General features: G+C 29.1%; 28 protein-coding genes and 3 pseudogenes. 18 read left to right on the forward strand and 13 right to left on the reverse strand.

The genetic code is table 11. The features are described 5' to 3' along the window. Nucleotides 1–374: 374 nt before the first annotated feature. From Q0F58_RS03920 to Q0F58_RS03960, 9 genes are all read right to left on the reverse strand, one after another. Nucleotides 375–1,460 (reverse strand): DUF3089 domain-containing protein, encoded by a 1,086-nt coding sequence (locus Q0F58_RS03920; protein WP_294372843.1) that lies wholly within the window; start codon nt 1,458–1,460, stop codon nt 375–377. Nucleotides 1,461–1,777: 317 nt separating this feature from the next. Beyond that, a complete protein-coding gene (locus Q0F58_RS03925) occupies nt 1,778–2,197 on the reverse strand; it encodes a PPC domain-containing DNA-binding protein (RefSeq protein ID WP_294372845.1) in 420 nt (139 codons plus the stop codon). Nucleotides 2,198–2,384: 187 nt separating this feature from the next. Continuing rightward, nucleotides 2,385–4,907: a heavy metal translocating P-type ATPase gene (locus Q0F58_RS03930; RefSeq protein ID WP_294372847.1), complete on the reverse strand. Its 2,523-nt coding sequence runs from the start codon at nt 4,905–4,907 to the stop codon at nt 2,385–2,387. 82 nt (nt 4,908–4,989) lie between these two features. Next, entirely contained in the window at nt 4,990–5,244 is a 255-nt protein-coding gene (locus tag Q0F58_RS03935; protein ID WP_294372849.1) for a heavy-metal-associated domain-containing protein, read from the reverse strand. Between the two features lie 148 nt (nt 5,245–5,392). Beyond that, nucleotides 5,393–5,701, reverse strand: a complete 309-nt coding sequence (locus Q0F58_RS03940) for a metal-sensing transcriptional repressor (RefSeq protein ID WP_294372851.1) — start codon at nt 5,699–5,701, stop codon at nt 5,393–5,395. 409 nt (nt 5,702–6,110) lie between these two features. After that, nucleotides 6,111–6,887 carry a ZIP family metal transporter gene (locus tag Q0F58_RS03945; RefSeq protein WP_294372854.1) on the reverse strand — a complete coding sequence of 259 codons (777 nt, stop codon included), beginning with the start codon at nt 6,885–6,887 and terminating at the stop codon, nt 6,111–6,113. 193 nt (nt 6,888–7,080) lie between these two features. Then, on the reverse strand, nt 7,081–7,737 hold the full coding sequence (locus tag Q0F58_RS03950; protein WP_294372856.1) for a L,D-transpeptidase family protein: 657 nt from the start codon (nt 7,735–7,737) through the stop codon (nt 7,081–7,083). Nucleotides 7,738–7,743: 6 nt separating this feature from the next. Then, on the reverse strand, nt 7,744–7,905 hold the full coding sequence (locus Q0F58_RS03955; protein ID WP_294372857.1) for an SH3 domain-containing protein: 162 nt from the start codon (nt 7,903–7,905) through the stop codon (nt 7,744–7,746). A 91-nt stretch (nt 7,906–7,996) separates the two neighbouring features. After that, nucleotides 7,997–8,167, reverse strand: a complete 171-nt coding sequence (locus tag Q0F58_RS03960) for a hypothetical protein (RefSeq protein WP_294372859.1) — start codon at nt 8,165–8,167, stop codon at nt 7,997–7,999. A gap of 223 nt (nt 8,168–8,390) precedes the next feature. Here Q0F58_RS03960 and Q0F58_RS03965 point away from each other — a divergent pair, with 223 nt between their 5' ends. The 5 genes and pseudogenes from Q0F58_RS03965 to Q0F58_RS03985 all read left to right on the forward strand — a co-directional run bounded on the left by Q0F58_RS03965 (nt 8,391) and on the right by Q0F58_RS03985 (nt 10,648). Then, entirely contained in the window at nt 8,391–8,693 is a 303-nt protein-coding gene (locus Q0F58_RS03965; protein ID WP_294372861.1) for a hypothetical protein, read from the forward strand. A gap of 42 nt (nt 8,694–8,735) precedes the next feature. Beyond that, nucleotides 8,736–8,927: a phage holin family protein gene (locus Q0F58_RS03970; RefSeq protein WP_294372862.1), complete on the forward strand. Its 192-nt coding sequence runs from the start codon at nt 8,736–8,738 to the stop codon at nt 8,925–8,927. A gap of 62 nt (nt 8,928–8,989) precedes the next feature. Continuing rightward, nucleotides 8,990–9,781: pseudogene (locus tag Q0F58_RS03975) on the forward strand (glycoside hydrolase family protein). A gap of 176 nt (nt 9,782–9,957) precedes the next feature. Continuing rightward, complete coding sequence (locus Q0F58_RS03980; protein ID WP_294372863.1) at nt 9,958–10,167, forward strand: hypothetical protein; 210 nt, start codon at nt 9,958–9,960, stop codon at nt 10,165–10,167. A 37-nt stretch (nt 10,168–10,204) separates the two neighbouring features. After that, the gene (locus tag Q0F58_RS03985; protein ID WP_294372864.1) at nt 10,205–10,648 is read left to right on the forward strand and encodes a cell wall-binding protein; all 444 of its coding nucleotides are present in this window, start codon (nt 10,205–10,207) and stop codon (nt 10,646–10,648) included. Nucleotides 10,649–10,754: 106 nt separating this feature from the next. On the opposite strand, the gene Q0F58_RS03990 is transcribed toward Q0F58_RS03985, so the two are convergent. Beyond that, nucleotides 10,755–10,925, reverse strand: a complete 171-nt coding sequence (locus Q0F58_RS03990) for a hypothetical protein (RefSeq protein ID WP_294372866.1) — start codon at nt 10,923–10,925, stop codon at nt 10,755–10,757. 460 nt (nt 10,926–11,385) lie between these two features. Here Q0F58_RS03990 and Q0F58_RS03995 point away from each other — a divergent pair, with 460 nt between their 5' ends. Beyond that, complete coding sequence (locus Q0F58_RS03995; RefSeq protein WP_294372868.1) at nt 11,386–11,604, forward strand: hypothetical protein; 219 nt, start codon at nt 11,386–11,388, stop codon at nt 11,602–11,604. A 30-nt stretch (nt 11,605–11,634) separates the two neighbouring features. Continuing rightward, nucleotides 11,635–11,859 (forward strand): annotated as a pseudogene (locus Q0F58_RS04000) (GNAT family N-acetyltransferase); the annotation flags it as partial. A 199-nt stretch (nt 11,860–12,058) separates the two neighbouring features. Here the strand turns inward: Q0F58_RS04000 and Q0F58_RS04005 are convergent. Then, on the reverse strand, nt 12,059–12,730 hold the full coding sequence (locus Q0F58_RS04005; RefSeq protein WP_294372869.1) for a YitT family protein: 672 nt from the start codon (nt 12,728–12,730) through the stop codon (nt 12,059–12,061). Next, entirely contained in the window at nt 12,723–13,169 is a 447-nt protein-coding gene (locus Q0F58_RS04010; protein WP_294372871.1) for a MarR family winged helix-turn-helix transcriptional regulator, read from the reverse strand. The genes Q0F58_RS04005 and Q0F58_RS04010 overlap by 8 nt, the downstream gene beginning before the upstream one ends. 352 nt (nt 13,170–13,521) lie before the next feature. Between Q0F58_RS04010 and Q0F58_RS04015 the strand changes: the two genes are divergently transcribed. The 7 genes and pseudogenes from Q0F58_RS04015 (at nt 13,522) to Q0F58_RS04045 (ending at nt 21,221) form a co-directional block, all read left to right on the forward strand. After that, nucleotides 13,522–15,012, forward strand: coding sequence for a hypothetical protein (locus Q0F58_RS04015; protein WP_294372873.1), 1,491 nt, complete (start codon nt 13,522–13,524; stop codon nt 15,010–15,012). 368 nt (nt 15,013–15,380) lie between these two features. Further along, a pseudogene (locus Q0F58_RS04020) lies at nt 15,381–16,140 on the forward strand (ABC transporter ATP-binding protein); the annotation flags it as partial. Further along, nucleotides 16,140–16,682, forward strand: a complete 543-nt coding sequence (locus tag Q0F58_RS04025; RefSeq protein ID WP_294372875.1) for a hypothetical protein — start codon at nt 16,140–16,142, stop codon at nt 16,680–16,682. The pseudogene Q0F58_RS04020 and the gene Q0F58_RS04025, both read left to right, overlap by 1 nt. A 263-nt stretch (nt 16,683–16,945) precedes the next feature. Continuing rightward, entirely contained in the window at nt 16,946–17,155 is a 210-nt protein-coding gene (locus tag Q0F58_RS04030) for a hypothetical protein (protein ID WP_294372876.1), read from the forward strand. A gap of 474 nt (nt 17,156–17,629) precedes the next feature. After that, complete coding sequence (locus tag Q0F58_RS04035) at nt 17,630–18,760, forward strand: FIST signal transduction protein (protein WP_294372877.1); 1,131 nt, start codon at nt 17,630–17,632, stop codon at nt 18,758–18,760. 9 nt (nt 18,761–18,769) lie between these two features. Beyond that, on the forward strand, nt 18,770–19,768 hold the full coding sequence (locus Q0F58_RS04040; protein ID WP_294372878.1) for a methyl-accepting chemotaxis protein: 999 nt from the start codon (nt 18,770–18,772) through the stop codon (nt 19,766–19,768). A gap of 313 nt (nt 19,769–20,081) precedes the next feature. Then, entirely contained in the window at nt 20,082–21,221 is a 1,140-nt protein-coding gene (locus tag Q0F58_RS04045; protein ID WP_294372880.1) for a hypothetical protein, read from the forward strand. Nucleotides 21,222–21,435: 214 nt separating this feature from the next. On the opposite strand, the gene Q0F58_RS04050 is transcribed toward Q0F58_RS04045, so the two are convergent. Then, nucleotides 21,436–21,594 carry a DUF1540 domain-containing protein gene (locus Q0F58_RS04050; protein WP_294372882.1) on the reverse strand — a complete coding sequence of 53 codons (159 nt, stop codon included), beginning with the start codon at nt 21,592–21,594 and terminating at the stop codon, nt 21,436–21,438. 379 nt (nt 21,595–21,973) lie between these two features. Here Q0F58_RS04050 and Q0F58_RS04055 point away from each other — a divergent pair, with 379 nt between their 5' ends. The 4 genes from Q0F58_RS04055 to sufC all read left to right on the forward strand — a co-directional run bounded on the left by Q0F58_RS04055 (nt 21,974) and on the right by sufC (nt 26,385). Then, nucleotides 21,974–23,359 (forward strand): MATE family efflux transporter, encoded by a 1,386-nt coding sequence (locus Q0F58_RS04055; protein WP_294372884.1) that lies wholly within the window; start codon nt 21,974–21,976, stop codon nt 23,357–23,359. A 201-nt stretch (nt 23,360–23,560) separates the two neighbouring features. Further along, nucleotides 23,561–24,415 carry a LysR family transcriptional regulator gene (locus tag Q0F58_RS04060; protein ID WP_294372928.1) on the forward strand — a complete coding sequence of 285 codons (855 nt, stop codon included), beginning with the start codon at nt 23,561–23,563 and terminating at the stop codon, nt 24,413–24,415. Nucleotides 24,416–24,553: 138 nt separating this feature from the next. Next, nucleotides 24,554–25,321, forward strand: a complete 768-nt coding sequence (gene gpmA / locus Q0F58_RS04065; protein WP_294372885.1) for a 2,3-diphosphoglycerate-dependent phosphoglycerate mutase — start codon at nt 24,554–24,556, stop codon at nt 25,319–25,321. Nucleotides 25,322–25,629: 308 nt separating this feature from the next. Continuing rightward, the gene (gene sufC / locus Q0F58_RS04070) at nt 25,630–26,385 is read left to right on the forward strand and encodes a Fe-S cluster assembly ATPase SufC (RefSeq protein WP_294372886.1); all 756 of its coding nucleotides are present in this window, start codon (nt 25,630–25,632) and stop codon (nt 26,383–26,385) included. Nucleotides 26,386–26,392 lie beyond the last annotated feature (7 nt).

Consider the following 26,392-nt stretch of genomic DNA (forward strand, 5'->3'; position numbering starts at 1 on the left):
CCGAATTTAACTTGTACTTTTTCTTGACATAGTACCAAGGCCTCCTCACATTTTTATCATACACTTTTACAAAAAAATATAATAGACTGAGAATATAGGAAATTGTGTCAATTTTATAGGTTAAACAATCTGGTCTATTTCTCTCAGTCTTTTCTCATCCATTTCGGTGCACTTAATTCTATTATCATAGATAAATATTCTCTATGTAATATTATATCTTTAAATAGTCTCTGATTCTACCAACCAAGTCTGACATAATATTCCTGCAGATATTTGATGCAAAATTCATTATGCTATATTTAATCTTTACCATTTATACTGAATTTTCTAACTTACCTTTAACAAAATTATATCATAAATAAAAATACGTTTTTCTATTTGTGGTTTTTAGTCTTAAAAGCCTCAATTCTATCTGTAACATTTTCCTGAAGATTTCTATAGAAAAATTGATAATCATATAAGTGATAAATTCCATCTGGAAAAAGTGAATTTCTATAGTCAGCTGGATTAACATCTGTTACAATTAACGACCCTCTTTTTTCATCCAGATATGCTCCTGAAAAATTATTTATTTCTTTAACAATATTTCCACCATAATCTGTAAAACATGCTCCCTTATTTTCTGATGAATAAGCAAAAGTCCCATCTGTTTTCCAATTTAATGGATTTACTCCAAGTGTTTTTGTTCCAGAAGGAATTAATAAAGATTCTTTAATTCCTTCTGCTTCTGAATTAAATGATATAATTACACCTGTATCGTTTCTTCCTTCAGCCATTTTAAGCCATGGATACTCTGATATATCGTCTTCTGTAATTCTCCATCCTATACAATAGGCAGCCACTAAATTCCTGCTGTATTCTTCATTATTATAAAATTCTTTTAATAAGCGCAGTATCATATCAGAACCCTGTGAAAATCCAGCCAGCACTAGAGGCCTTCCATTGTTTAAATTTTCCATGTAATAAAGAAATGCTTCTCTCACATCTGCATACGCAATTTTAAAATACTGATCTGTCTGCTCAGATTTTAGATTATAAACTGGAAAAGAAACCTGTCTGTAAAATGGTGCATATATACAGGTATTTTTTTCATAGATTCCTTTTTCCATATTTAATTCTCCAATAAAATATCCTCTAACTTCTTCATCTGACATAGACATATTATAATTATTCTTATATCCCATATCTACTGTTGGACATACTATGAATAAATCTGCTTCTTTATTCTCACCTATGCCATAATAAGCCCAATTTTCTTTATCTGAATAATTTAATGCTTCTGTATAATAATCTTTTTCATCTTTATTTGAAACAATATTAGTATTAGCATCATTTAATTTAGCACTATTATTATCTGCAAAAATCTGAATTGAATATTTTTCAATGCTACACCCAGAAAATAAACTGACTGCTGATGCAATAATAATGATATTTAAAATTAACTTCTTTGCCCCTCTCATTATATCCCTCTCAATTCTCTAAATTTTAATTATTAATATAAATATATATGCTGCAAAGTTAAAATCTATCTCATATATGTAACATAGAAAATCATAAATGCAAAAATATAATCTTATTCTAATATCTAAAATAACATAACAGCTAAAGAAATCTTGTAAGAATTTCATATTTTCTTACCAATTGCACATTGTCAATTAAAATATATAAATTTCATTAAAAATAAGAACAAATAATTATCCTAAATTTTCTGAATAACTATTTGTTCTTTATAAAATATCTTGTTCTTTATTTAATTTTTATATATTATGTTTCAAGATTAAAATTTAAATAAATTCAATCCTATCTTATCATCATAATATCTATCCACTTTTCCATCAATAATATTTATTACTATTTCACAAGTAGCACTGACTACTGCCTCATTTAAATGTCCTCCAAACACTTCCCCTTTTTCATTTCCAGCGCTCATATGAAGATGGCAGTAAAATTCATCATTCATGGTATTTATTGTTCCTGCAAGAGAAACTATCTCAAAACTACCTTTAAAATTATTGGCAAGATATTTTTTTTCATCTGTTTTAAATACTCCCACAGTAAATTGATTAACTGCTCCAAGTCCTTGAATACTTGCTAACTTTATATCTTCTTTTAAAGCAATTTCTTTCACCTTTTCAAGAATTTCTTCTCCTTTATCAATTCTTGCAATGATTGTTTTTTCAAATTTTTTGTACTCCATTTTTATACACTCCATATCATCTGATATTTCTTCTTTACTATGTAAACTTTTATTCAATAATTCATATATTTAATTCTAATTAATAGTCATTTACATAACTTAAATAATATTATTGTTTATTTATCCATCTTTCTTGTGACAGATACGTAAAATACTCTGTAAGTATATCTTTTATCAGAATATATATCTATTTAACACTAATTACTTTATACCCTTGTGTTTCTACGCATTCTTTTAATAAATTGTCATCTATCTCTTTATTTAATGAAACAACTGCTGTTCCTTTTTCATGGCTTACCTTTGCTTCAATAACTTCTGGAACTGCTTCTAATGCTTCTTTTACTCTTGCTTCACAATGTCCACACATCATTCCCTTAATCTTCAATGTTCTTGTCATTTCTGATGATATCTTTATAGACTCTTTTTTATGAACTTTTTTTCTTTTGTCCTTATGTGAATCATATATATTTACAAGATTTAGACGTAGCGCATTAGATACAACACAGAAACTGCTTAAACTCATGGCCGCTGCTCCAAACATAGGATTTAATGTCAATCCAAAAGGAATAAACAATCCGGCAGCAATAGGAATACCTATGGTGTTGTAGAAAAATGCCCAGAAAAGATTTTCATGTATATTTTTCAAGGAAGCTCTGCTTAAACGAATAGCTGCTGCTGCATCAAGAATTCTGCTCTTCATTAAGACCACATCTGCTGCATCAATTGCTACATCTGTTCCTGCACCTATGGCAATTCCTATATCTGCTCTTGTAAGTGCTGGGGCATCATTTATCCCATCTCCTACCATTGCTACTTTTCCATTTGCTTTTAATCTTCTTATAACATTTTCTTTTCCTTCTGGAAGAACCCCAGCAATTACTTCATCTACTCCAGCCTGTTTTCCAATGGCATTTGCTGTACGTTCATTATCTCCAGTAAGCATAACAACATGAATACCCATGTTTTGAAGTTCACGAACTGCCTGTGCACTATCTTCTTTTATTACATCAGCTACTGCTATTATTCCAAGGAGTTTTTTATCCTGTGCAAACAATAATGGTGTTTTACCTTCCTCTGCCATAGATTCTGCTATCTTTTTCATTTCTTCATTTACATCTGCTTTTTCAGATATGTATTTTAAACTTCCACCAATAAGTAAAGAATCTTTCCATACTGCCATAAGTCCATTTCCTGGCATTGCTTTAAAATCAGATATAACATCTGGTTTCATATTCTTTTCTGCTGCCTTGTCTAAAATTGCTTTTGCTAGTGGATGTTCACTGCTGTATTCTAATGTATATGCAATTTGAAGCAGTTCATCTTTTTCTACTCCTGAAACAGGATAAATATCTGTAACTCTTGGTTCACCTTTTGTAATAGTTCCTGTTTTGTCCAAAGCCACAATATCCACTTTTCCTGCTTCTTCAAGTGAAACAGCATTTTTAAAAAGAATACCATTTCTTGCTCCCTTTCCAGTACCAACCATAATAGCTACAGGTGTTGCAAGGCCAAGTGCACATGGACAGCTTATAACAAGAACGGAAATACCTCTTGCAATTGCAAAACCAAATTCTCTGCCTAAAATAAGCCATACAATTGTTGTAATAACTGATATTGTAATAACTGCAGGAACAAATATTCCTGATACTTTATCTGCAATTTTAGCAATTGGTGCCTTTGTTGCAGCTGCATCACTGACCATTTTGATAATCTGTGATAATGTAGTATCTTCACCAACCCTTGTTGCTTGACATTTTAAAAATCCTGACTGATTAATAGTTGCCGCTGATACAGAATCTCCACATTCCTTATCTACTGGAATACTTTCTCCTGTCAATGCAGATTCATTTACAGCACTGCTTCCTTCTAATATTATTCCATCTACAGGAATATTCTCTCCGGGACGCACTACAAAAATATCACCTTTTTGAACCTGTTCAATAGAAACTGTTTCTTCCTTTCCATCACGCAGAATATTGGCAGTTTCAGGTGCAAGCTTCATAAGACTCTTCAATGCATCTGTAGTCTTTCCTTTAGAACGTGCTTCAAGCATCTTTCCAACTGTAATTAAAGTCAAAATCATTGCTGCTGATTCAAAATAGAAATCCATCATATAATTCATAACTGCTTCTGAATCACCGGCTACCTGAGCTGAAGTCATAGCAAATAATGCAAATGTACTGTAGCCAAAAGCTGCAGCTGAACCAAGTGCAACAAGTGTATCCATGTTTGGTGCTCTATGAAGCAGACTTTTAAATCCCGAAATAAAAAATTTCTGATTTATGACCATGATAATAACTGTAAGCAATAATTGTGTAAGTCCCATTGCAATATGATTATCATCATAAAAATGTGGTAATGGCCATCCCCACATCATATGCCCCATAGAAAAATACATTAACACTAAAAGAAAAACTAAAGACCATATAAATCTCTTTTTTAATACAGGTGTATCTTTATCTTTTAAAGATTCCATATCTGAAACAGATGCTTCTTTATGAGCATTATTCTTTCCTTTTACAGAAGCGCCATATCCTGCTTCTTCAACAGCAGCAATAATAACTTCATCACTTACATTGCCTTCTACACCCATAGAATTTGTAAGAAGATTTACTGAACATGATGTAACTCCATTAACTTTAGAAACTGCTTTTTCTACCCTGGCACTACATGCAGCACAGCTCATGCCAGTTACATTATATTGTTTCATTTTAATTCCTACTTTCTATTTTTATTTCCAACACACATTCTGCATTAATTGGAAATCAGAATAAAACTTTCTTAACTATGTCCTACTTCTTAAAAAAAGAAAATCTCTTCTTTTCATAATTTTCTTCTTTTACTGATAATACTTTATATCCTATTGATTCAACTGCAGATTTAAGCTTTTCTTCATCTAAAGACTCCTCTGATAAAATTTCTGTTTCTCCCTTTTTATGAGATGAAGTTACCTTCTCTACTTTAAAAGTCTTTCTTATTAAATCATTCATGTGGTTCTCACACATTCCACACATCATTCCATCAATTCCTAAAATAGTTTTAATCATAATAAATCAATCCTTTCTTTTTCATGTATTATAAAATTAAATATTGTTTATATAATTTATCTACCACATTTAAAATTCAAAAGAAATCTTGTAAAGATTTCATCCTTCATTGACAATTATCCATTGTACATTGTCAATTGAAATATATTTATTTCATAAGTTTTTGTATTGTGGTTACAAGTTCATCAATAACTTCATCTTTTCCTTCTCGAATATCCCTGCTTACGCATCCTTTTATATGACTTGCAATAAGTTCCCTGTTAAATCCATTTACAGCTGCTGTTACAGCTGCTGACTGCTGCAAAATATCATTACAATAAGCATCTTTTTCAATCATGGATTGAATCCCCCGTATCTGTCCTTCTATTCTTTTTAATCGATTAATTAAAGCTTTCTTTTGTTTATCATCACGCATGGTTTTCTTTTCACAGCACGGCATTTTAACCTTATCTTCCATTTTTCATCCTCCTTTTATAACCTTTCAATATACTCCCCACTAGTATATTAACACTATATACCCCCTAGGAGTATATGTCAATGGATTTATTTAAAATTCATAAGATTTTTAATATTAATTTTCCCTTATGCCAATTAAAAATGCATAGTGTATAATTGACAATCTACATTAAGAAAATTAAATCTTTACAAATTTTTTTGATTATTGAAACATAAAAATACCTGCAAAAAAATCCTTTGACTGCATTAAAAATGCAACATCAAAGGACTTTGGAAATCATATATTTATGATTTGTAATAATTCGCTTTTCAACCTTATTTTTTCTAATCTTAATTTAAAATAATATAATTACATACCTTACTTTCTTATACTTTTAAACAGATTATATTAAACTTTGCAAACTATTTTATTAAGACAAGGCTACATCTAAAATCATCATCAATATAAATCCAACTGCAAATCCAAGTGTTCCCATATTAGAATGTTCTCCATATGAAGATTCTGGAATAAGTTCTTCAACCACAACATAAATCATTGCACCTGCTGCAAATGAAAGAAGATATGGCATAAATGGAGTTATCAAACTTGAAAATAATATTGTGAGTACTGCACCTATAGGTTCTACGATTCCTGACAAAACCCCATACAAAAAACTAAGATTTTTGCTTAATCCTTCACTTCTAAGAGGCATAGATATTATAGCTCCTTCTGGGAAATTCTGAATTGCTATCCCAATAGAAAGAGCAAAAGCACCTGCAAGAGTTACTGAAGTTCCTCCGCTCAAAACCCCTGCAAATACAATTCCAACAGCCATCCCCTCGGGTATATTATGGATTATTACTGCTAAAACAAGCATTGTGGTTTTCTTTAATGTACTTTCCATCCCTTCAGGTTCATCACTAAATGCATGAAGATGCGGAATTATTTTATCAAGTATAAGAAGAAAAACCATACCTCCAGCAACTCCTGCTGCTGCTGGGATAAATGCCAGTCTTCCCATATTCTCACTCATATCTAAAGCTGGAATTATCAACGACCATACAGATGCTGCAACCATGACCCCAGATGCAAAACCAAGAAGCACTTTATTCAAAAGTTCATTTATTTGCTTTTTCATAAAATATACACAGGCAGCTCCTAAAGATGTGCCTAAAAATGGAATCAAAATTCCTATTGCTGTATTCACTTCAATCCCTCCTTCTTTTTAATTGATATTCATTTTCAATTATAATATATTATTTATATAAGTCAATCTTTCCTATTTAAAATTATTAGAAAAATCTCTCTTTAATTTTTTAGAAAAAATAAAAAATGAATATTAATAAACTAGTTTACCAACATTCATTTTCTTTATAATATTTAAAACAAATTATTTACTATCAATGTATAAAAACTGTAGTTTTATCAGGAATATTTTCATATATCCATTTTGCATTATTTACATCTAATCTAATACATCCATGACTCAAAGCCTGCCCAAGACGGCCATCTATTACATTTATACCTTTTGAATCATACAATATAGAATGATAATAATAAGCTCCTTCAATCCTTGTTGCATATTTTACCCTGTATTTATCTGTTCCAAAATACGGATTTCTGCCGCTTATATGAAATATTCCTGTTATTGTAGGCGTAGAAGGTTTTCCAACTGTACATTTGAATTTATAAAGCTGCTTCCAATTATTTAGTTGTTTTTCAAATATAAAAGTATCCTTATCCTTAAGATCAGTTACAATCAAATATTTTGTGCTGCTCTCAAAATCATTATCATTCACAAACCTGCTCATATCAGTATAAAAATATTTATAATTTATATCATCATTTCTGTTTCCATCATAAGATAGATATTTGCTGTAAATATAGCCTTCTTCATCATTATATATTACTTTTGTCCATTTTCCATTTACTCCTATAAGCTGTACTAAAGATTTTTCAGGAAGAATTCTTATTGTCCTTGATAATATTGATGGTTTTTCTCTAAGTTTTACTTTAGTCCATGTGTACATGCTTGTAGAAATATTATCATTATACACATATCCTTATAAACCATTATATTTAATCTTAAGCCAGTCTTCTTCACCATCAATAAGTTCCACTTTAGACATTTTAGGAATTACTGTGATTATCTTTGAATTTATAGACTTTCCTTCTCTCAAATTTACATTTTTAATTGGATACTTGTATACAATTTCTCTATACATACCATTTTCCTCATGAATACTCTACAAACATATTCTATTTATTTAAAAGAAATAAAGTTACATTTTTTATTTAAAAATAATATGTTGAAATTTAAATATTCACAATTAAATATTTCTTTATTGATGTAAAAACAAACATATCAAATATTTCTTTAAAATCATCATCATCACAACATTCCTTATTTATATACATTGTCCTTGCCATAAGAAAAACTGAAAGAAGTTTTTCTACATCCATAGATTTTATACATTTTTTCTTCATCCAGTAATTATTCAGTTTTAGGAGTACACTTTTATACTAACACCAAAATATAGATAATTTTAACCTCGTCACAGTTAAAAACAAAGAATACTATATTTATAACTACATTGGAGATCTCAATGATAGAAAAAATGTTTCCATAATTTTTAGTTATCCAAAAGATTCATTTCATAAAGATAAAGCATTAAAAGCATTTATTTCTTTAGATTCATCATTACAACCTATGGAAATATTAACTCATTATATTGATCGTTGGGCGATTGAGCCGTTTTTCAGAGAATGTAAATCTTATCTAGGTCTTAATAGTTATCAAGTAAGAAGTGAAAAAAGCATAAACAGATATCTTATAATTATGATAATCAGCAATATTTATTGTAAGTTGTATTTTAATGCAACATATCACTTTCATACTGGATATAAAGAAGCTAAGAAAGATTTACAAAAAAACAAGGTTATATATATTTATGAAGCTGCCGCAAGCGGAACGCCGTTATCAGAAATTTTTAAAATATTAAAAATAGCATAAATATCTATTTTGATATCCAACTGTAAAATTATTCAAGCGAAAATGCACTATCATAGTATTACATTAATACTTTTAGTTTTAGGAATTACATTAGCAATTCTTCTAGCAATTATAAATGCTCAATATAAAACATTGTTAGAAGCAGCAATAAACGGATTTATGCAAGGTGTTATATGTTGGGGTATTGCGATTGGAATAAATCAAACAGCTAAACAACTAACTAAGGAAGAATAATCATGGCAGCCTTTAGGGGTTGCTTATTTTTTATTTATTTTTTATTTTAAGGAGATGTTTATATGAGTAAGTGGAAATGGTGTGTTGAAGATGATAATAAAAATATTGTTAAAGGCTGGTATGAAGATAAAGGCAAGTGGTATTTTCTAAAAGATAATGGTACTATGGCAGAAAATGAATGGATTCAAGATAAAGATAATAGATGGTATTACTTAGGTGCTAATGGAGAAATGCAGACAGGATGGTTTAAATCTCCCAATAGTGGAAAATGGTATTATTTAGAGCCATCTAGCAATGGATATAAGGGTTCTATGTATATAGAAGGTACTTATACTATAGATGGTAAAGAATACAGGTTTGACAATGAAGGAGCATGGATAGAAGATAACTTAGTAAGCAACCAGTGCATAAATTTCATTAAGTCATGGGAGGGATATTATAGCAAGCCCTATTATGATTGTGTAGGCGTTAAAACTCTTGGATATGGAATGACTGGAAAAGAAATAGAAGGATTGAATTATGTTACAGAACAGCAGGCAACAGAAATGTTAAAAAATTTAATTAATAAGAAGTATGCTCCAGTAATAAAAAATGATTTAAGTTCTAAAGGCATTAGTCTTAAACAAAACGAATTTGATGCACTTGTAAGCTTTGCATACAATTGTGGAGCTGCTGGACTTCTAGGAAGTACATTATATAAAAATGTAGTTGCTGGAGTAAGAGACTCTAATACAATAACATCTAACTTCTAGGCATGGAGCAATGGTGGAGGTAAAAGAATAGAAGGACTTTATAGGAGAAGAACTAAAGAAGCTGCAATGTTTTTATATGCAGACTATACAGGAAACAATTAAAGTATTATAATAACAATACAGACATAAAATTATTAAACAAAAAGGCAGTATGTAAGATTAAATTCTTATGTGCTGCCCTTATTTTTTTTGCTCTTTTTTAACATTATTTTGTAAAAAGTATCGACTTAATACACACTAGGGCGTATTATATATATATTAAAAAGAGGGTGGTATTTATGAAAATGGGGATGAGAAAACCTAGTCTAAAAAAATCTTTTAAGGCTAGAACAACAGGAAAAGCAAAAAGAGCAGTAAAACGTGCTTTAATACCTGGTTATGGTAAGAAGGGTATGGGATGGATAAAGAATCCTAAAAAAGCAGCTTATAATAAAGTATATAATAAAACTACTTTCAGTATTTTTGATCTGTTTAAGTTGTTTAAATAGATTTAAAATAAATTTATTAATTCTAGGGGGTACATAGATGAAAAAATTTAAGAAATTGGTTGCTGGATTTATTGCAATGTTATCATTAATGGTTGTAAATCCAATAGCAGCAAATGCAGAATGGAGACAAGATTCAACAGGTTGGTGGTATACAGAAGGGAATTCGTGGGCTACTAGATGGAAAATGATTGATGGAAACTGGTATTATTTTTATTCAGATGGTTATATGGCTCATGATTGTTGGATAGGAAATTATTATTTAAACAGTCAAGGTGCTTGGACATTAAATGTTCCTACGCAAACTCAAACCACTGCAGTTACTAACCAAAACAACAAAAGTCAAACATGTTATTTATCTGCCACAGGTTCTAAATACCATAGGATAAATAATTGCGGAAGAATGAATCCTAATAATGCAACACAAACTACAGTAGAAAATGCAGAAGCACAAGGCTATGGCCGTTGTAGTAAATGCTGGTAAAAAACTTAATATATAAGAAAAAAATTGATAATTTAAATTAAGAACAGAGATAAATACATAAAAGTGTAGTTATTAAAACATTAGTTTAGTAACTACACTTTTACTTTTAATCTATGCTATCAAATTTTTCTTTTAATGACTTGTAATCTAAAATTACATTATCTTTATACCAGTTCAGAATTTCCTCCAGAACTTCTTTTTTTACTAGACTTTCATTATTTTTCATTTTATCTATTTCACTATCAATTCCATTTTCATAATATTTGTTTGACGGCAAAAAAACGGCAAATAAAAATGTAATTAAATGTACAAAAATGTTAATTCTATTTTTTTATATATAAGTGTAAATCCTTTAAAATAGCCATTTCACGTATAAAAAGAATTAACATGTTATAATAGGATTAACATTAACATGAGATGTATTTAAATGAGGGCAATAAAGAAATTTCCCAAAATTGGAGATCTTATAATGTAATATATAGCAAATGATTGTATTTATATAAATGCAGAATATGTAGCAAAGGGAATAGGAGGTGTTCAGGTTAAAATGATAAGTCATATGTAAAATGGAAAAAAATCATTGATTTTATTACTATATTAAAATTTTCCCCACTTGTGGGGAAAGAATAGTAATATTCCTGAATGTCTGTTTTATTTGTTTTGTATGAAGGCAAATTAGAAAACAGCATATAAAAGTAACACTGGTATTGATGAATAGAAAGGCAGGAAGATACTGAATGAAACAATTAATTGTAGAAAGTGAAAGATTATTGTTATATCCAATTAGTGATGATGAAATGCGTAAATTGATTGAAAATGAAACGGATTTAGACATGAAACAAGCATATACTGAAATACTGCAAGGGTGTCTAGACACACCACATAATAGGATTTGGAATGCTGCTTGGAATATGGAGCTGAAAGACCATCCAGGAATCATCGTAGGAGATTTTTGATTTAAAGGACTTGGAAGCAATGGAACTGTTGAAATTGGATATGGATTAAAAGAGGAATATAGGCATAAGGGATATATGACAGAAGCAGTGAAGATTATTTCTAAATGGGCATTATCACAGAAAAATGTTAAAAGAGTTGAAGCAGAGACAGAACCTCAAAATGCAGCATCTCAAAAAGTTTTGTCAGGTGCAGGCTTTAAAGCAATAGGTGAATATGGAGAAGAAGGACCAAGGTTTGTTTTCATGGGGAAATAATAATTTTCATATTTAAATAAAAGAGAAACATAACAAAATTCAAAATTAGATTAAAATATAAAAAGAAGTCATTTTAAAGCTAATTGAATTATATTGTTATGTTTTTATTATGTAGAATAGTAGATTATTATATTCTATGTAATGTTTTAATAATAATTATTCCTTTAAGTTTATAGATTGAGAGATAATGACAATTTCACTATAAGTGTAACAACATATCACGTTTTGCACCAAAAAACTTTGTAATTATACCTAGAACAGAACCAACCAATATAGCAGCAATTACAGTGCCAATACCTACAGAACCAAAAGCTTTGAGAATAATAAGACATGATACAAGTGAGATAACTACCATAGAAATATCAAATCCAATTTTTACTTTGTTAAATTTGATATGGGCTGTATCTGAAACTGCTTTCATAGCCCCTTCACCAGCTAATGGAACAATATCTGCTGGAAGATAGAAAAAGATTCCAATAGCAATTAATACAGTGCTTCCAATCATAAGTATAAGACGGATAACCATATTGTCTGATGTAGGTAAAAATGAAAATAAATAGTTTGAAAATGTAGTAAAATAACCAAAAATAACACCAACAATAATTTGAAGAAGATTTTTTAGTTTAAATGCTTTTCTTAGAATCACTATCTGCATAAGAACTAATATTGCATGAAACAAAATAGTTGCTTTACCCATTTCTAATCCAGTAATACATGTAATTGTATAAGGAATTGAACTTACAGGAGACACCCCTAGATTTGATTTTACTGACATAGATATTCCAAGCGTCATTATAAATAGTCCAAATATGTAGACAAGTAATCGTATTATATAATTTTGTTTATCAATATTGTTTTTTATATTATTCATTAGTTTTTTTCCCCTCCAATAAATTTGTTAAATTAAGATTTACAATATCAAGAAGCCGAATGAATTCATCAATCTCATCTTTGCTTAGATTCTTGACAGCTAGGCCATCAACAAAAGAAAAGGTGTTTTCTACTTTTTCAGACATTTCTTTCCCATATTCTGTCATAGAAACATATAGTGATCTTCTATTTCCATTTTTAAATTCTCTCTTTATAAGATCACGTGTTTCCATTCGTCTCAAAATTCCTGTTACAGATGCTGAATCTAAATTACATCCTTCTGCAATTTCTTTTTGTTCACAAGGTTCATGTTCAGCAAGAAATTCCAGAATTTTAGGTTCGCCAGGTCTTAAATCTGTCTTGGTTTTAATGTTTTGAACGATAGATTTCTGACAGTTATTGTGGCAGGCTCTTAATTTGTAATGTAATGAATTTTTCAAGTCATTTCTCTCCTTTATTTAGTTTGCATATAAATAGTTTGCATACAAATTATATTCAATAAACATTATAATACTATTTTGGAAAATATCAAATAAAATATAAAAATTTTAATTTCAAATATGATTTTAATTTTGCAGTATAGATATGATAAGATAATTGTCTATTATGCATTGCAAATTACAATATGTATTTTAGTTATAGTAATTGATTAAAATTTACATAATTCGCTCTCTTTACAAAGGAAATAATATAAAAACACAAAAAATGATAAAAATATATAAAAAATGTTTGAACAAATTATAAATAAATGGTAAAATTGTTAATGAAATAATATAAAAGGGGAGAATGATAATGAAAAAAAACAATTGTTTTAAAATTACAGCTACAGGTTTAACTGCATTTACAATTATTCAATCTGTAGGAGCAGCATCTAATTTAATATCTGTCAATGTTTTTGCATCAGAAAAAAATGCGCAACATATGGAAAATTTAAAAATTATAGAAGAAGGGACAGAGATAGCAAAAAATATAGATGTAAATATTACGAATGGTTCAGCAGTCAGTACAACATCAGCAACTGTGACTTTAAATGATGATGTAGTAGTTGAAGTATCTAAAAAATTGAGTGTAGATGAACAAGCAGAGATGATATTCAAAAGACTTATTGACTATAAAAAATTAAATGTAAATATAAATATGAATAATGGTCAAGTAATAAACAGAGACATTCCAATGAAAGATGGAACTGATATTGATTCATGTGGATGGCTTACAAGGTCTGGAAATGAACATGATGATAATATTATTGTTACAGCCAGAACAAAAGATATATCATTTGAACAAGATGGCATAAAATATAGCATTGGTTCATTTGAATATACTACTAAATCTATATTATTGTCTCAGTTAGAAGATGAAGTGATTGATCCAGGTAACAAACCAGATTCAGGAGATAAAGACGATACAAATAATAAACCAGGACAGGAAACAACACCAGCAGCAGTGAAATTAGTTTTGGTAACAATAGATGGAACTGAAAGAGTTGGAAAAACTTTAAGTGCTACTGTAAAAAATAATTTGGGAAATGTGGTTAATTCAGGATTAAAATACAGCTGGTATAGATTAGATAATAACAATTCAGAAAATGGAGTATTAGTAGGTAATAATTCAGAATATAAACTAGTAAAAGATGACCAATCAAAATATATAAAATTAGTTGTATCAGATGGAAGCAATTCTGTAAGTGATATTACTGGCAGAATAGGTAAAAGATCATCATCGAGCAGCAGTTCGTCAAGCAAGAGTTCATCATCAAGCAGTTCATCTAAAAAGGAAGTTGAATCATCAAATGATAGTTCAATAAACAGCAATGAAACTAATAACTCAATAAACAACAATAATTCTGTATCTGCTATAGGTACAGCAACAATAAAGCAGGACTTGAATGGAACATTAAAGCTTGTAGATGTACAAGGGAATACATTAACAGGCTGGCAGCGAATAGGAAATGAATGGTATCTTGGAAATGCCGATGGACAAGCATTAACAGGCTGGCAGAATGTAGGAGGCAGCTGGTATTTTATGAGTTCAATTGGTACTATGACAACAGGCTGGCAGAATGTAGGCGGAAAGTGGTATCTTATGAATTCAAGTGGAGCTATGACAACAGGATGGCAGAATGTAGGCGGAAAGTGGTATTTCCTTCAGTCATCTGGAGAAATGACAACAGGATGGTTCAATGATAATGGAACATGGTACTATTTAAATAGTGATGGATCAATGGCATCAAATACATATGTTGATGGATATTATGTTGGCAGTAATGGAGCATGGATTAAATAATATAATCCCAATACAATTAATAATTGACAATGGACGATGTACAATTGACAATTAAAGAAGAATTCTTTGTAAGATTTCTGCGAATATTAATAACTGAGGACTTTTCATATTAGTATAAAAGTCAAGAACAGGCCAACATATAGGTGCTGAAAGTGAATATATGCAATATATTGATTAGAATTATTTAATATTGTGATTATGAAATATCTTCAATTTTATTATTAAAATATATGTAACTGGAAAAAGCTGTTGCACTAGATATAATAGTGCTCAGCTTTTTTATTCTATAGAAAATTACATATTTGTACAATCTGTGGATAACTTTAGAAAGGGGCAGAAACACACAGTCTGCGAAGCAGATTTTTTTTGCAGCTTCTAATTTTATTGATAGTCTGGCACGTATTGGAACTATTGTTGAAACTTTAGAATCCATATTGAATGAGGAAGAACAAAATCATAAAAATGTTTCAGTGAATATGGATTGCACAAAAGGAATTGAATTTAAGAATGTTGCTTTTTCTGCAAAACTTATTGCTGGTTTTTGGGATATAAAAGAAGGAACTGTAACTTTAAATGGACATGATTTAAAGGATATTCCTCTAGAACAACTTAATGATCAGATAGCATATGTATCGCAGGAAAATTATTTATTTGATGACACAATTCGTGAAAATATTAAGGATGGGAAATGAAAATGCTACTGATAAAGAAGTTGAAGAGGCTGCAAAAAAAGCAGGATGTCATGAGTTTATCTGCAACCTTGAATATGGATATGAAACAAAGGTTGGAGGAGCAGGAGCACATCTTTCAGGAGGAGAAAGACAGAGAATTGCAATTGCAAGAGCAATGCTTAAAGATGCTCCTATTGTAATTATGGATGAAGCAACAGCATATATTGATCCGGAAAATGAAGTTTTAGTTCAAAAAGCAGTTGCAAAGCTTGTTAAAGAAAAAACTCTTATCTTAATTGCCCATCGATTATCTACAATAACTGATGCAGATCAGATCGTAGTAGTTAATAATGGAACAATTGAATCTATTGGAACTCATGAACAATTGTTGAAAAGTTCCAGACTTTACAAGGATATGTGGGAAGCGCATATTGGAGCAAAGGATGGTGAATATTGATGCTTGATATATTTAAAAAGATTTGGAACTTTGCAGCAATTGTAGCTGTGGGTATTATATTATATCTATGGTCAATGTCAAAAATGGAAAAGCAGTCAAGAGAAGTTGCACCTAAGCGTCAGCAGTCAGAAGCAGCATTGGTAGAATCTGTTTTAGAGAATATAAGAGGAATGTTTATTGTAAAATCATTTAATTTATCTAGGATGAGTAATAAAAAAATTGATAAGGCTATAGAAAATAATTGTACAAGTAACTTGAATCTGGAAAGATTATTTACGCCATATTCTGTTATTCAGGAATTAATATTAAGATGTGCAAGCATTTCAATAATATTAAGTTCCATAATATATTATTTTAACAATACATTATCTTTGACTTATTGTCTCATGATGATTGTTGTTTCATTCATAATATTTAATCAAATTGAATCAGCAGGAAGCGGAATGGCAATAATACGTGTAGCTGGAAGTGCAATTGAACATGTCAATCAGATTGATGACATACCAGTAATAGATGAACAAGGGAGAAAAATTAACCAATAGCTTAGTTACCTTAAACAACACTATTGATATGTACCGATACGTTAGTCGGGAATTTACGCCTTTGGAGTATCATACCAATGTGAGTAGTTTTAGATTTATCTATTACCAAAACAGATACAATGAAAAAGGAATAAAACATAAGATTTTATAATTTTTTATAGATTTTTATAAGTTTTTAGTAACGGGAAAAACAAAAAATAGCATGTGCTTCAGTATCTGCATCTGAACCTTCAATAATAGTACTTGATGAACCATCTTCTAATTTGGACGTGAGTTCTACATGGAATATTCAGAGTGTTTTAAGAAAGTGGAAAAAAGAAAAGAAGACAATAGTTATTGCAGAGCACAGATTATATTATTTGATGCCTATAGTTGACAGGATAATATATATGCAAAAAGGAAGGATATTAAAGGAATATACAAAAGAAGAATTTGAAAATTTAACAAGACAGGATTTGATTAATAACTCATGATATTGAACTTATTTATAAATGCTGTACATATCTTTTGTTTGTAAAAGATGGAAAGGAAGAATGGAGTGGATATTTTGATGAGGAAGGAAAAAATAGAATGGATAAGTTCATAAGACAAAAAGCATATATGAGTTAGTACAAATAAAATGCAGGCTTGAATGCTAATACTTATGAAATATTGAAAAAATTTCAAAAAAAATATACAATTAGATTGTAGGACTGAGTAAAATTGTTAACAAAAGGTATAATATATTTTTATATACTTATAAAAGTCTATGATATAAATGAATTGTGAGGGAGAAGTTATAGTGATTATGTATTTTAGATTGTATAAATATATAGATTAAAATGTACAAACAAATTAAAAAATATATTTTAATAATTTACATAATTGTAAATTAAGAACAGTATATTTAGTGTAAAGATATATTATAATTGTGAAAAATGAAGACCAATATTATAAGGGGGTATTATATGGTCAAGCTAAGCAATAAGTTTACAACTATAGGAACAGAAGATGAGGTGCGAAAAATTGCAAAAGAAGCCCATATGGATAAGGTGAGTTTTGTATTATTTTTTGTTTCTGAAAAATTTGATTTTAATATGGTTTCTAAAGTTATAAATGAAGAATATCCAAATCTGCCTGTTGTAGGAGCAATATCACAGGGAGAGATAAATAATCTTGGATATACTGACTCTACAATAACCATAAACACAATTTATGGAGATGATTTTGTAGTAAAACCAGTAAGACTAACAAGACTTACTGAAAAAGCAATGGTTTATAAGAGAAGAATAAGAAGAGCATTGGGTGAGCTTGGAATAGATTGGGATAAAGATGGAGCAGAAAACAAGTATTTTGCAATATCACTTATAGATTTCAGCAGTGCTCAGGAAGAAAGTCTTATGACTATGATTACAAATACATTAAATAATAGATACTGGAAGCTTGCAGGAGGTTCTGTAGGTGATATAAATACTGGCAAGTCTGCAGTTTCTATAAATGGAGATATTCTTTATGATGCTGGGGCATTAATTTTAGTTAGGACAAATAAAAAAGTTATAGTAAGACATGAGAACATATATAAACCAGTTGGAAATCTTCATAGAGTTACTTCAGCAAGTATTGCAGACAGAAAAGGAATATCTGCAGATGGAATTCCTTTTGCTGAATTATATGCAAAGGAATGTAATGTTCCTGTAAATAGATTAAATTCAAATCTATTTTCTGAAAAACCAATAGGCCGTGTTGTTGGGGATAATTCATACATAGCATCGCCTATATCAGCAAATAATGATGGTTCTATTAATTTTTATACACGAGTTATGACTGGATCTCCATTTCATTTTATGGAAGCAGACAATATAATAGAGTGTACAAAAAATACAGCAGATTTGATAAAAAATTCAATGAAAAAACCAGAGCTCATAATAGGGTTTAACTGTATATTGAGATATTTGAAAATGCAGGAAGAAAAAGTGCAAAAAGAAGTTTATTCAATATTAAATGATGTAGCACCATACTGTGGTTTTACCACATTAGGAGAGCAGATAGACAAAAATCAAGTAAATCAGACTTTAACATATATTGTAGTAGGGGAGTAGGTGCGCATTATGTTTGGATTATTTAAAAACAATGAAGAGAAAAACAGCAATATAGTAAGTAAGGATAAGCAGGATAACAATATAAAGAAAAATCTACTATTCAACATAGATGAAGATGATGAAGAAAAACTTCAATTATATAAAGACTATGGAGATGCTCTTGTTGATACATGTGGTGTAGTATTGAAAAGTAATGATGAAGTAATATCAAAGATGTCAAATGTATCTGTAGATCTTACAGACAATGTAGAAGAAATAATGACAATAAATGAAGAGCTTAAAGAAATAAAAGATGTGACAATAGATTTAAGTGATAAAGTAAAGGATACATCTAAGCAGAATATGAAAATATTAAATGATTTGGGCGACGGTGTTGGAGAAAATGTTAACAGAATAGAAAGTTATTGTGGAAGAATAGGGACAGCAAGTTCAATAGTAGGCGAGGTAATGTCTAAGCTTATAAATAATATAAACAAAACAAGTGAAATGATTAATGAATTGGAAGAAATCACTTCACAAGTTACTTTGCTTTCACTTAATGCATCTATTGAAGCTGTTCGTGCTGGAGAAGCTGGAAAAGGGTTTGCAATTGTTGCAGAAGAAATAAATAAACTTGCAGATGCTACTAAAAATTGTACAGATGTATTTAAAAATTATATTGAAGAGATAACAAATGATGCACAAAAAGCAGATAATGACATAACTTCAGAACTTCATTCTATAGTTGATGAAGGAACTTCAGTAAGCAGAAATATTTCTGAATTATTTAATAATGTTACAGTTAAGGTGAAGGAAAGTTCTAAAATCAATGATAGTGTATGTAGTAAGCTTTCTCAGAATAATAATCAGCTTATAGAGATTACAGACAATCTTAATGGTGCTATGAATTCATTAAAAGATGATATGGACATAATAAATCATATTTGTGAAATACAAATGCTTCAAACAAGCAATATATATGAAAGCCAAAAGCTCTCAAAAAAGCTTTATGAGATAATGGACAAATAAGTTAATTAGAAGATAAATTAATTTAAGACTGGGTAAAATGGAACCTATGAAATAGACATTAGAAAAGACTATTTTTATAGGTCCTTTTTTGTACGATAAAATCAAGCATAAATATAACTGCACATATTTATTTGTGCTGTCGCCTATTGTATCTACTTTTTTATTTGAATATATGAAATTATTTTTTTATTATAAACTTAGGACAATGTATTTATTTGATATATTAGTGCTATATTAAAAGATTTGAGTGATAAATATAACTAATATTATATTTTGTTATATAGAAATTTATGGTGAAAGTAGAGGAGAATTAATGAGAACATTTAAAGTGTTAGCATCAGCAGCTTTAATAATGATTTTAAGCATTACATTTATGGGGTGTGGTTCACACATAATAAAAGAAAAAATATATAAAGAGAAAGGCAAAGAAATAGCTCAGAATTATATAAAAGATAAATATGGTTTTGAAGGAAATATAACCAATGTGGGAGTGCAGAGAGAAAATGGTTCAATACTGGATAATTCACCACCGCCCACAGGCAAGGTACATGTAGATATGGAGCATGATGGTGTGAAATTTCAGGTATATGTAGATGCAAAAAATGATGATGAAAAATGTTATGATAATTATCAGAAGGATGAAATAGAAAAAGCTGCCATTTCTAAAGTTTCAAAATGTGCAGGAATGGAACCAGCAGGTTATAAATTCTGTTATGGTGCATTAATTAGTGCAAGTCCGGAATATAATGGAATGGTAGATTTGTACTTTGACGGAAGCAATCTAGATGATGTTCTAAATAGTTATGGAGTTCAAGTTGTAGCTATATTTGAATTTAATGGAATTAGCGATTTTGATAGTTTAAATAATCTGAATTTTCCTAATGGAAAATATAATTCACTTCTTCTTGTGAATTATAGAGATGATGAAAGCATAGGCAAAGTAACAACTCATGATTATGGGTGTTTGGTTAGTTTTGGCAAAGATTATACAGAAAAATGTATATATGAAAACGCTATGTATATAAAAAATGCCAGACTTATAAAAGATGGCAGTAATAAAGATTTTTTTAACCATGTAAAAGAAAGTAGTGGGATTTATTATCTTAATTCTGAAAACAATGATGATATATATTTTTCAATAGCAGAAGCAGAAGATATTTCTAATTGGAATGGAAAAGGAATTGGTCCAGGAGATGGGCGTATTGCAACACCATGTTATAAAATAGAAAAACAAGTGAAAGATATGATGAATAATAATCAGTATCTATATATTTTTTATCCTGCTGAGAAATTAGATAAAAATAAAGAGTACAGGGTGGGACTAAAATACAGTAATGGAGATGAAGAATCTTTTGATACATGTTTTATAGATCTTGTTGGAGATTATTACTATTTTACAGTTTCAGAATATAATATGATTCAAAGTTTTACTATAATTGAAGTTAATCGTTAATAAAAACATAGCTTAATAATTTGTAAATAATATTTATTTAGATAGAGCAAAACTTGATAGAATCAGATATATCAATGAGCTGTTTTATTTAAACATTGTAATTACTATCTAAAAAAGGAATAGATATTTAGATACAAAGTAGTTATTTATGAAACAGCTCATTTTTAAATATATAGTGTGTAATATTGGTTAGATATTACAGGAGGATTAGTAGTTATTTAACTTTAAATGATTGGCAGTCTGTACATTCAACCATTGTAGGATTGCTTTCATGAGTTCCTACTTGAATTTCATTTAAAGTACAGTAATTTTTTTCTTGAGCATGATATGAACAGTTGCTTACTGAACATTTAATACTTGAATTGATATCCATAAAAATCACTCCTTTTCTGTTTACATAAATATTATTAGCTTTAAGAAAATAATTATTCATAAATTTGGACAGGAAAATGAAGGATATAATGTTGTACTTAAGGAATTATTGTTGTATTATATATTTTGCATGGTAGATTAATATAAAATTTTTTTATTAAAAAACATAGAATGTTCTAGTAGTAAAATTACATAATAATTAAAGAAATTTTGTAAGGATTTCATCATTAATTGTACATTGTTAATTGAAAATACATTATTATAATAAATATCTGTAATACTAAAAGATGCAATTTAAAGTGCTTATTACTCAATTTTTAAGTAAAAATTTTATCTGCATCTTTTAATTTATGTAAAAAATTTTTTATAAGAGGTGAAAAATGAATATCAAAAAATACGTAGGGGATAAAGAATTTTATAAAATGGTTCTGCTCATAGCAATACCAATAATGATTCAAAATGGTATAACAAATTTTGTGAGCATGTTAGATAATATTATGGTTGGGCAGATTGGAACAGATGCTATGAGTGGAGTAGCAATCTCCAATCAGTTTATATTTATATTTAACATATTTATATTTGGAGCAATATCAGGACCTGGAATTTTTAGCGCTCAATTTTATGGAAATGACGATCATGAAGGAGTAAGACAGACATTTAGGTTTAAGCTTATTTTGTGCGGAATAATTACGGCAATTGGAATGTTTGTTATTGGAATTTTTAGACAGGAACTCATCTCACTTTTCCTTCATGAGGGAAGTACAAGTGGAAATATTGCAGAAACTTTAAGATATGGAAGTGGATATATAGCAATAGATATAATAGGACTTATACCGTTTGCAGTAACTCAGTCATATTCAAGTACATTGAGGGAAACAGGAGAAACAATACTTCCTATGAAAGCAGGTATTACAGCTGTATGTATAAATATTGTTTTTAATTATCTGTTTATTTTTGGTAAGATGGGACTTCCTGTTATGGGAGCTTATGGAGCAGCATTAGCAACTGTTATTTCCAGATTTGTAGAATGTTTTATAGTTGTAATGTGGACTCATAGGCACAAAGAAAAAAATAAATTTATAGTTGGTGCATATAAAAATTTTAAAATTGAAAAAAATCTTGCAAAACATATAATTTTGAGAGGAACTCCTCTTGTAATGAATGAAGGATTGTGGGCAATGGGAATGTCTACACTAAACTCTATATATTCTCATGGAGGCCTTGCTATTGTTGCTGCAATCAATATTTCAAGTACAATATCAAATGTATTTAACATTGTATATATTGCTCTTGGAAGTTCAATTTCAATTATTGTTGGCCAGCTTCTCGGTGCTGGGAAAATGGAAGAAGCAAAAGATACAGATACAAAACTTATAGCATTTGCAGTTGTAAGCTGCGTAGTATTTGGAAGTATTTTAGCTTTAGTGTCACAATTCTTTCCAAGAATATATAATACAACAGAGGAAGTTAGATATTATGCATCGTACTTTATTTTAATAGTAGCATTATGTATGCCTCTTGAAGCTTTTATGAATGCAGCATATTTTACACTTCGTTCTGGAGGAAAAACATTTATAACATTTTTGTTTGATAGTGTTTCAATATGGGCTATATCTATACCATTTGCTTATATTTTAATGACTTTTACATCTATGAATATAATTCTAATTTATTTATGCTGTCAGCTTATAAGCATAATAAAATGTATAATAGGCTATGTTTTAGTAAAAAGGGGAGTATGGATAAATAATATAGTTATAAAGTGATAACATGGAAGTTTTTATTAAGACAAAAAATCTGCTTTGCAAACTGTGTGTTTCTGACTCTTTCCAAAGTTATCCCCCAAATATTTCAAAATATAATTTTCTATAAAATAAAAAAGGAGCTGTTGCATTAGGAAAAATGGCTGCTATATATAGTATACTGATTAGGTTATTTGACACTATATATAGCATGATTTAATCTTTCTGCGACAGTCCTTTTTTAAAAAAGCAGCTGAAGAATGCTTTATTTCTCAATCAGCAATTTCACAGCAGATAAAATCTCTTGAAGATGAGCTGGGAGTAGAGTTATTTATGCGAAACAGGCGCACATTTAAATTAACACCAGCTGGTGAATATTTTTATAAACATTGTAAAGTTATTTTAAAAGATGTTGCTGAATTATATGAAAAAACAAGACAAATAGAAAAAGAAGGAAATAGCTTAAAAATAGGATATTTAAGAAGTTATAATGGCAAAGAGCTTCAAGAGGCTGTTTTAGAATTTTCGATGTTATATCCAGATATTGAAATTAATGTTGTTAAAGGTACTCATGAGGAATTATACACTCTATTAAAAAATGAGCAGGTAAGCTTTGTAATAAGTGACCAGAGAAGAAAATTTCATCAAGATTATATAAATTATCATTTATTAAATATGAAATGTTATATTAAGATCTCAAATCAAAATCCAATAAGCAAAGAGGATGAAATTGATGTAGAAAAATTAAAGAATGAAACATGTATTATTGTTACATCAAAAGAACAGGAAGAAATAGAAAGAGATTTTTATGAAAATATCATTGGCATCAAGACGGAATATCTTTTTGTAAGAGATCCTGATGAAGCTAAAATGATGGTAAATATTAATCGTGGGTTTATGCCTATAGAGAGTACTTATTGTGAAAGAGATCAGCATACATCCATGGTTTCTTTGATTAAAAATGCCAAACAGATTCAAAGAAATTATTGTGCTTTTTGGAAAAAAGATAGGACTAATAATTACATTGAAGAATTTGTGGATATATTAAAGAAAAAAATGCATTTGAGCAATAATGAATAGGATCTTTTATTGATCCTATTATATTTTTTCTTTTTTTAATTGAAAATCAATATCAATTATTTAAAAAATGTGATATTATAAATATATGATAATATTGTAAAAAAATATAAATTAAAAAAGAGAAGAGGTTCAAATTTTATGAAATTAGTAGTTGTAAGACATGGAGAAAGTGAATGGAATAAGTTAAATTTATTTACTGGATGGAGTGATGTAAACTTATCTGCAAAAGGTGTTGAAGAAGCAAGAAAAGCAGGAAAGGTTTTAAAAGAGAGTGGACTGGATTTTGATGTCTGCTATACATCATACTTAAAAAGAGCAATTAATACATTGAATTTAATATTAGAAGAAATGGATAGGGAATGGCTTCCAGTAATAAAATCGTACAAGCTAAATGAAAGACATTATGGTGCACTTCAAGGATTGAACAAAGCAGAAACCGCTGAAAAATATGGAGAAGAACAGGTAAAGATATGGAGAAGATCTTATGGTGTAAAACCTCCAATCTTAGATGAAAAAAGTGAATATAATCCTAGAAATCAAAGACAATATAGAGGTATTGATGAAAGTGAATTACCACTTTGCGAAAGTCTAGAAGATACAATAAAAAGAGTTGTTCCATATTTTAATGAAAACATTAAGAAGGACATGCTAGCAGGCAAAAAGGTAATAATTGCAGCTCATGGAAATTCCATAAGATCGTTGGTAAAATACTTTGAAAATCTTTCAGAAGAAGAAATATTAGGAGTTAATATACCAACAGGAATTCCTTTAGTATATGAATTCGATGATAATTTCAAAGTTATGAAAAAATATTATTTGGGTGATCAAGAAGAAATTGCAAACAAGATTAAAAGTGTAGAAAAACAGGGACAGAATATAAAAAATAAAGAAATAGAAACTGTATAGTATTAACTAAAATCATAGTTATGAAATATTCACATAGTTAATTAAAGTAAAGATTTTATAGAGTAGTAAATAACCTGTGTTTAATTTAATGAGATTATTTAATTAAAGCATTAAATTCACACAGGTTATATTTTTTATATAAACAATTTATTGAATATTAAATGAAAATGAGAATATAAAATAAATGATAAAAAATATCAATAAGTATTGTTTAATTGATAAAAAGAGTTATAATTATTTTATGAAATCAATTCAGAGTATTTTGATAAGATATAAAAATGTGTTTTGAAGATTGGAGGGCTGTTTTAATGAACGGTGAACTATTGGATATAAAAAATCTCACAGTCAGTGTAGAAGAGAAAAAAGTTTTACATGATGTAAATTTAAATATAAAAAAAGGAGAAATTCATGTACTGATGGGACCTAATGGGGCTGGAAAATCAACACTGGGGTTTTCATTAATGGGAAATCCTAGATATAGAATTGATAATGGAAAAATTATATTTAAAGGAAAAGACATTACATATGAAGCACCTGATAAAAGATCACAGCAGGGAATGTTTTTATCTTTTCAAAATCCATTAGAAATTAATGGAATATCACTTGCTGGATTTATCAGAAGTGCAGTTAAACAGCATGAAGATAATATTCTAAGTATGTGGAAATTTAAAAAGGAACTGGAAGACAATATGGAGATTTTGAACATGGATAAATCTTATGCAGAGAGAGATTTAAATGTGGGGTTCTCTGGAGGGGAAAAGAAAAAAGCAGAAATTTTACAGCTTTTGATGATGAAACCAAGTCTTGCTATTCTTGATGAAACTGATTCAGGGTTAGATGTTGATGCTTCAAGGATTGTTTCAAAGGGAATAGAAAAATATCAAAAGGAGCAGAATGGAGCATTGCTTATAATAACTCATAATACTAAAATTCTAGAATCCCTAAAAGTTGATTATACTCATGTTATAGTAAATGGAAGAATCATAAAAAATGGAGATAGTTCTCTTATAGATGAAATTAATTTAAATGGTTTTGAACAGTTTGTTGGAGATATTGATGATTAGACCATAT

This window comes from uncultured Clostridium sp. (assembly GCF_934754915.1).
GTDB lineage: Bacteria > Bacillota > Clostridia > Clostridiales > Clostridiaceae > Clostridium.

Excerpts from the sequence above, each read along its gene's own strand:
- Q0F58_RS03920 (WP_294372843.1), bottom strand. The coding sequence starts at position 1,460 with ATGAGAGGGGCAAAGAAGTTAATTTTAAATATCATTATTATTGCATCA.
- Q0F58_RS03925 (WP_294372845.1), bottom strand. The coding sequence starts at position 2,197 with ATGGAGTACAAAAAATTTGAAAAAACAATCATTGCAAGAATTGATAAA.
- Q0F58_RS03930 (WP_294372847.1), bottom strand. The coding sequence starts at position 4,907 with ATGAAACAATATAATGTAACTGGCATGAGCTGTGCTGCATGTAGTGCC.
- Q0F58_RS03935 (WP_294372849.1), bottom strand. The coding sequence starts at position 5,244 with ATGATTAAAACTATTTTAGGAATTGATGGAATGATGTGTGGAATGTGT.
- Q0F58_RS03940 (WP_294372851.1), bottom strand. The coding sequence starts at position 5,701 with ATGGAAGATAAGGTTAAAATGCCGTGCTGTGAAAAGAAAACCATGCGT.
- Q0F58_RS03955 (WP_294372857.1), bottom strand. The coding sequence starts at position 7,905 with ATGTATAGAGAAATTGTATACAAGTATCCAATTAAAAATGTAAATTTG.
- Q0F58_RS03960 (WP_294372859.1), bottom strand. The coding sequence starts at position 8,167 with ATGAAGAAAAAATGTATAAAATCTATGGATGTAGAAAAACTTCTTTCA.
- Q0F58_RS03965 (WP_294372861.1), top strand. The coding sequence starts at position 8,391 with ATGGAAATATTAACTCATTATATTGATCGTTGGGCGATTGAGCCGTTT.
- Q0F58_RS03970 (WP_294372862.1), top strand. The coding sequence starts at position 8,736 with ATGCACTATCATAGTATTACATTAATACTTTTAGTTTTAGGAATTACA.
- Q0F58_RS03980 (WP_294372863.1), top strand. The coding sequence starts at position 9,958 with ATGAAAATGGGGATGAGAAAACCTAGTCTAAAAAAATCTTTTAAGGCT.
- Q0F58_RS03985 (WP_294372864.1), top strand. The coding sequence starts at position 10,205 with ATGAAAAAATTTAAGAAATTGGTTGCTGGATTTATTGCAATGTTATCA.
- Q0F58_RS03995 (WP_294372868.1), top strand. The coding sequence starts at position 11,386 with ATGAAACAATTAATTGTAGAAAGTGAAAGATTATTGTTATATCCAATT.
- Q0F58_RS04005 (WP_294372869.1), bottom strand. The coding sequence starts at position 12,730 with ATGAATAATATAAAAAACAATATTGATAAACAAAATTATATAATACGA.
- Q0F58_RS04015 (WP_294372873.1), top strand. The coding sequence starts at position 13,522 with ATGAAAAAAAACAATTGTTTTAAAATTACAGCTACAGGTTTAACTGCA.
- Q0F58_RS04025 (WP_294372875.1), top strand. The coding sequence starts at position 16,140 with ATGCTTGATATATTTAAAAAGATTTGGAACTTTGCAGCAATTGTAGCT.
- Q0F58_RS04035 (WP_294372877.1), top strand. The coding sequence starts at position 17,630 with ATGGTCAAGCTAAGCAATAAGTTTACAACTATAGGAACAGAAGATGAG.
- Q0F58_RS04040 (WP_294372878.1), top strand. The coding sequence starts at position 18,770 with ATGTTTGGATTATTTAAAAACAATGAAGAGAAAAACAGCAATATAGTA.
- Q0F58_RS04045 (WP_294372880.1), top strand. The coding sequence starts at position 20,082 with ATGAGAACATTTAAAGTGTTAGCATCAGCAGCTTTAATAATGATTTTA.
- Q0F58_RS04050 (WP_294372882.1), bottom strand. The coding sequence starts at position 21,594 with ATGGATATCAATTCAAGTATTAAATGTTCAGTAAGCAACTGTTCATAT.
- Q0F58_RS04055 (WP_294372884.1), top strand. The coding sequence starts at position 21,974 with ATGAATATCAAAAAATACGTAGGGGATAAAGAATTTTATAAAATGGTT.
- gpmA (WP_294372885.1), top strand. The coding sequence starts at position 24,554 with ATGAAATTAGTAGTTGTAAGACATGGAGAAAGTGAATGGAATAAGTTA.
- sufC (WP_294372886.1), top strand. The coding sequence starts at position 25,630 with ATGAACGGTGAACTATTGGATATAAAAAATCTCACAGTCAGTGTAGAA.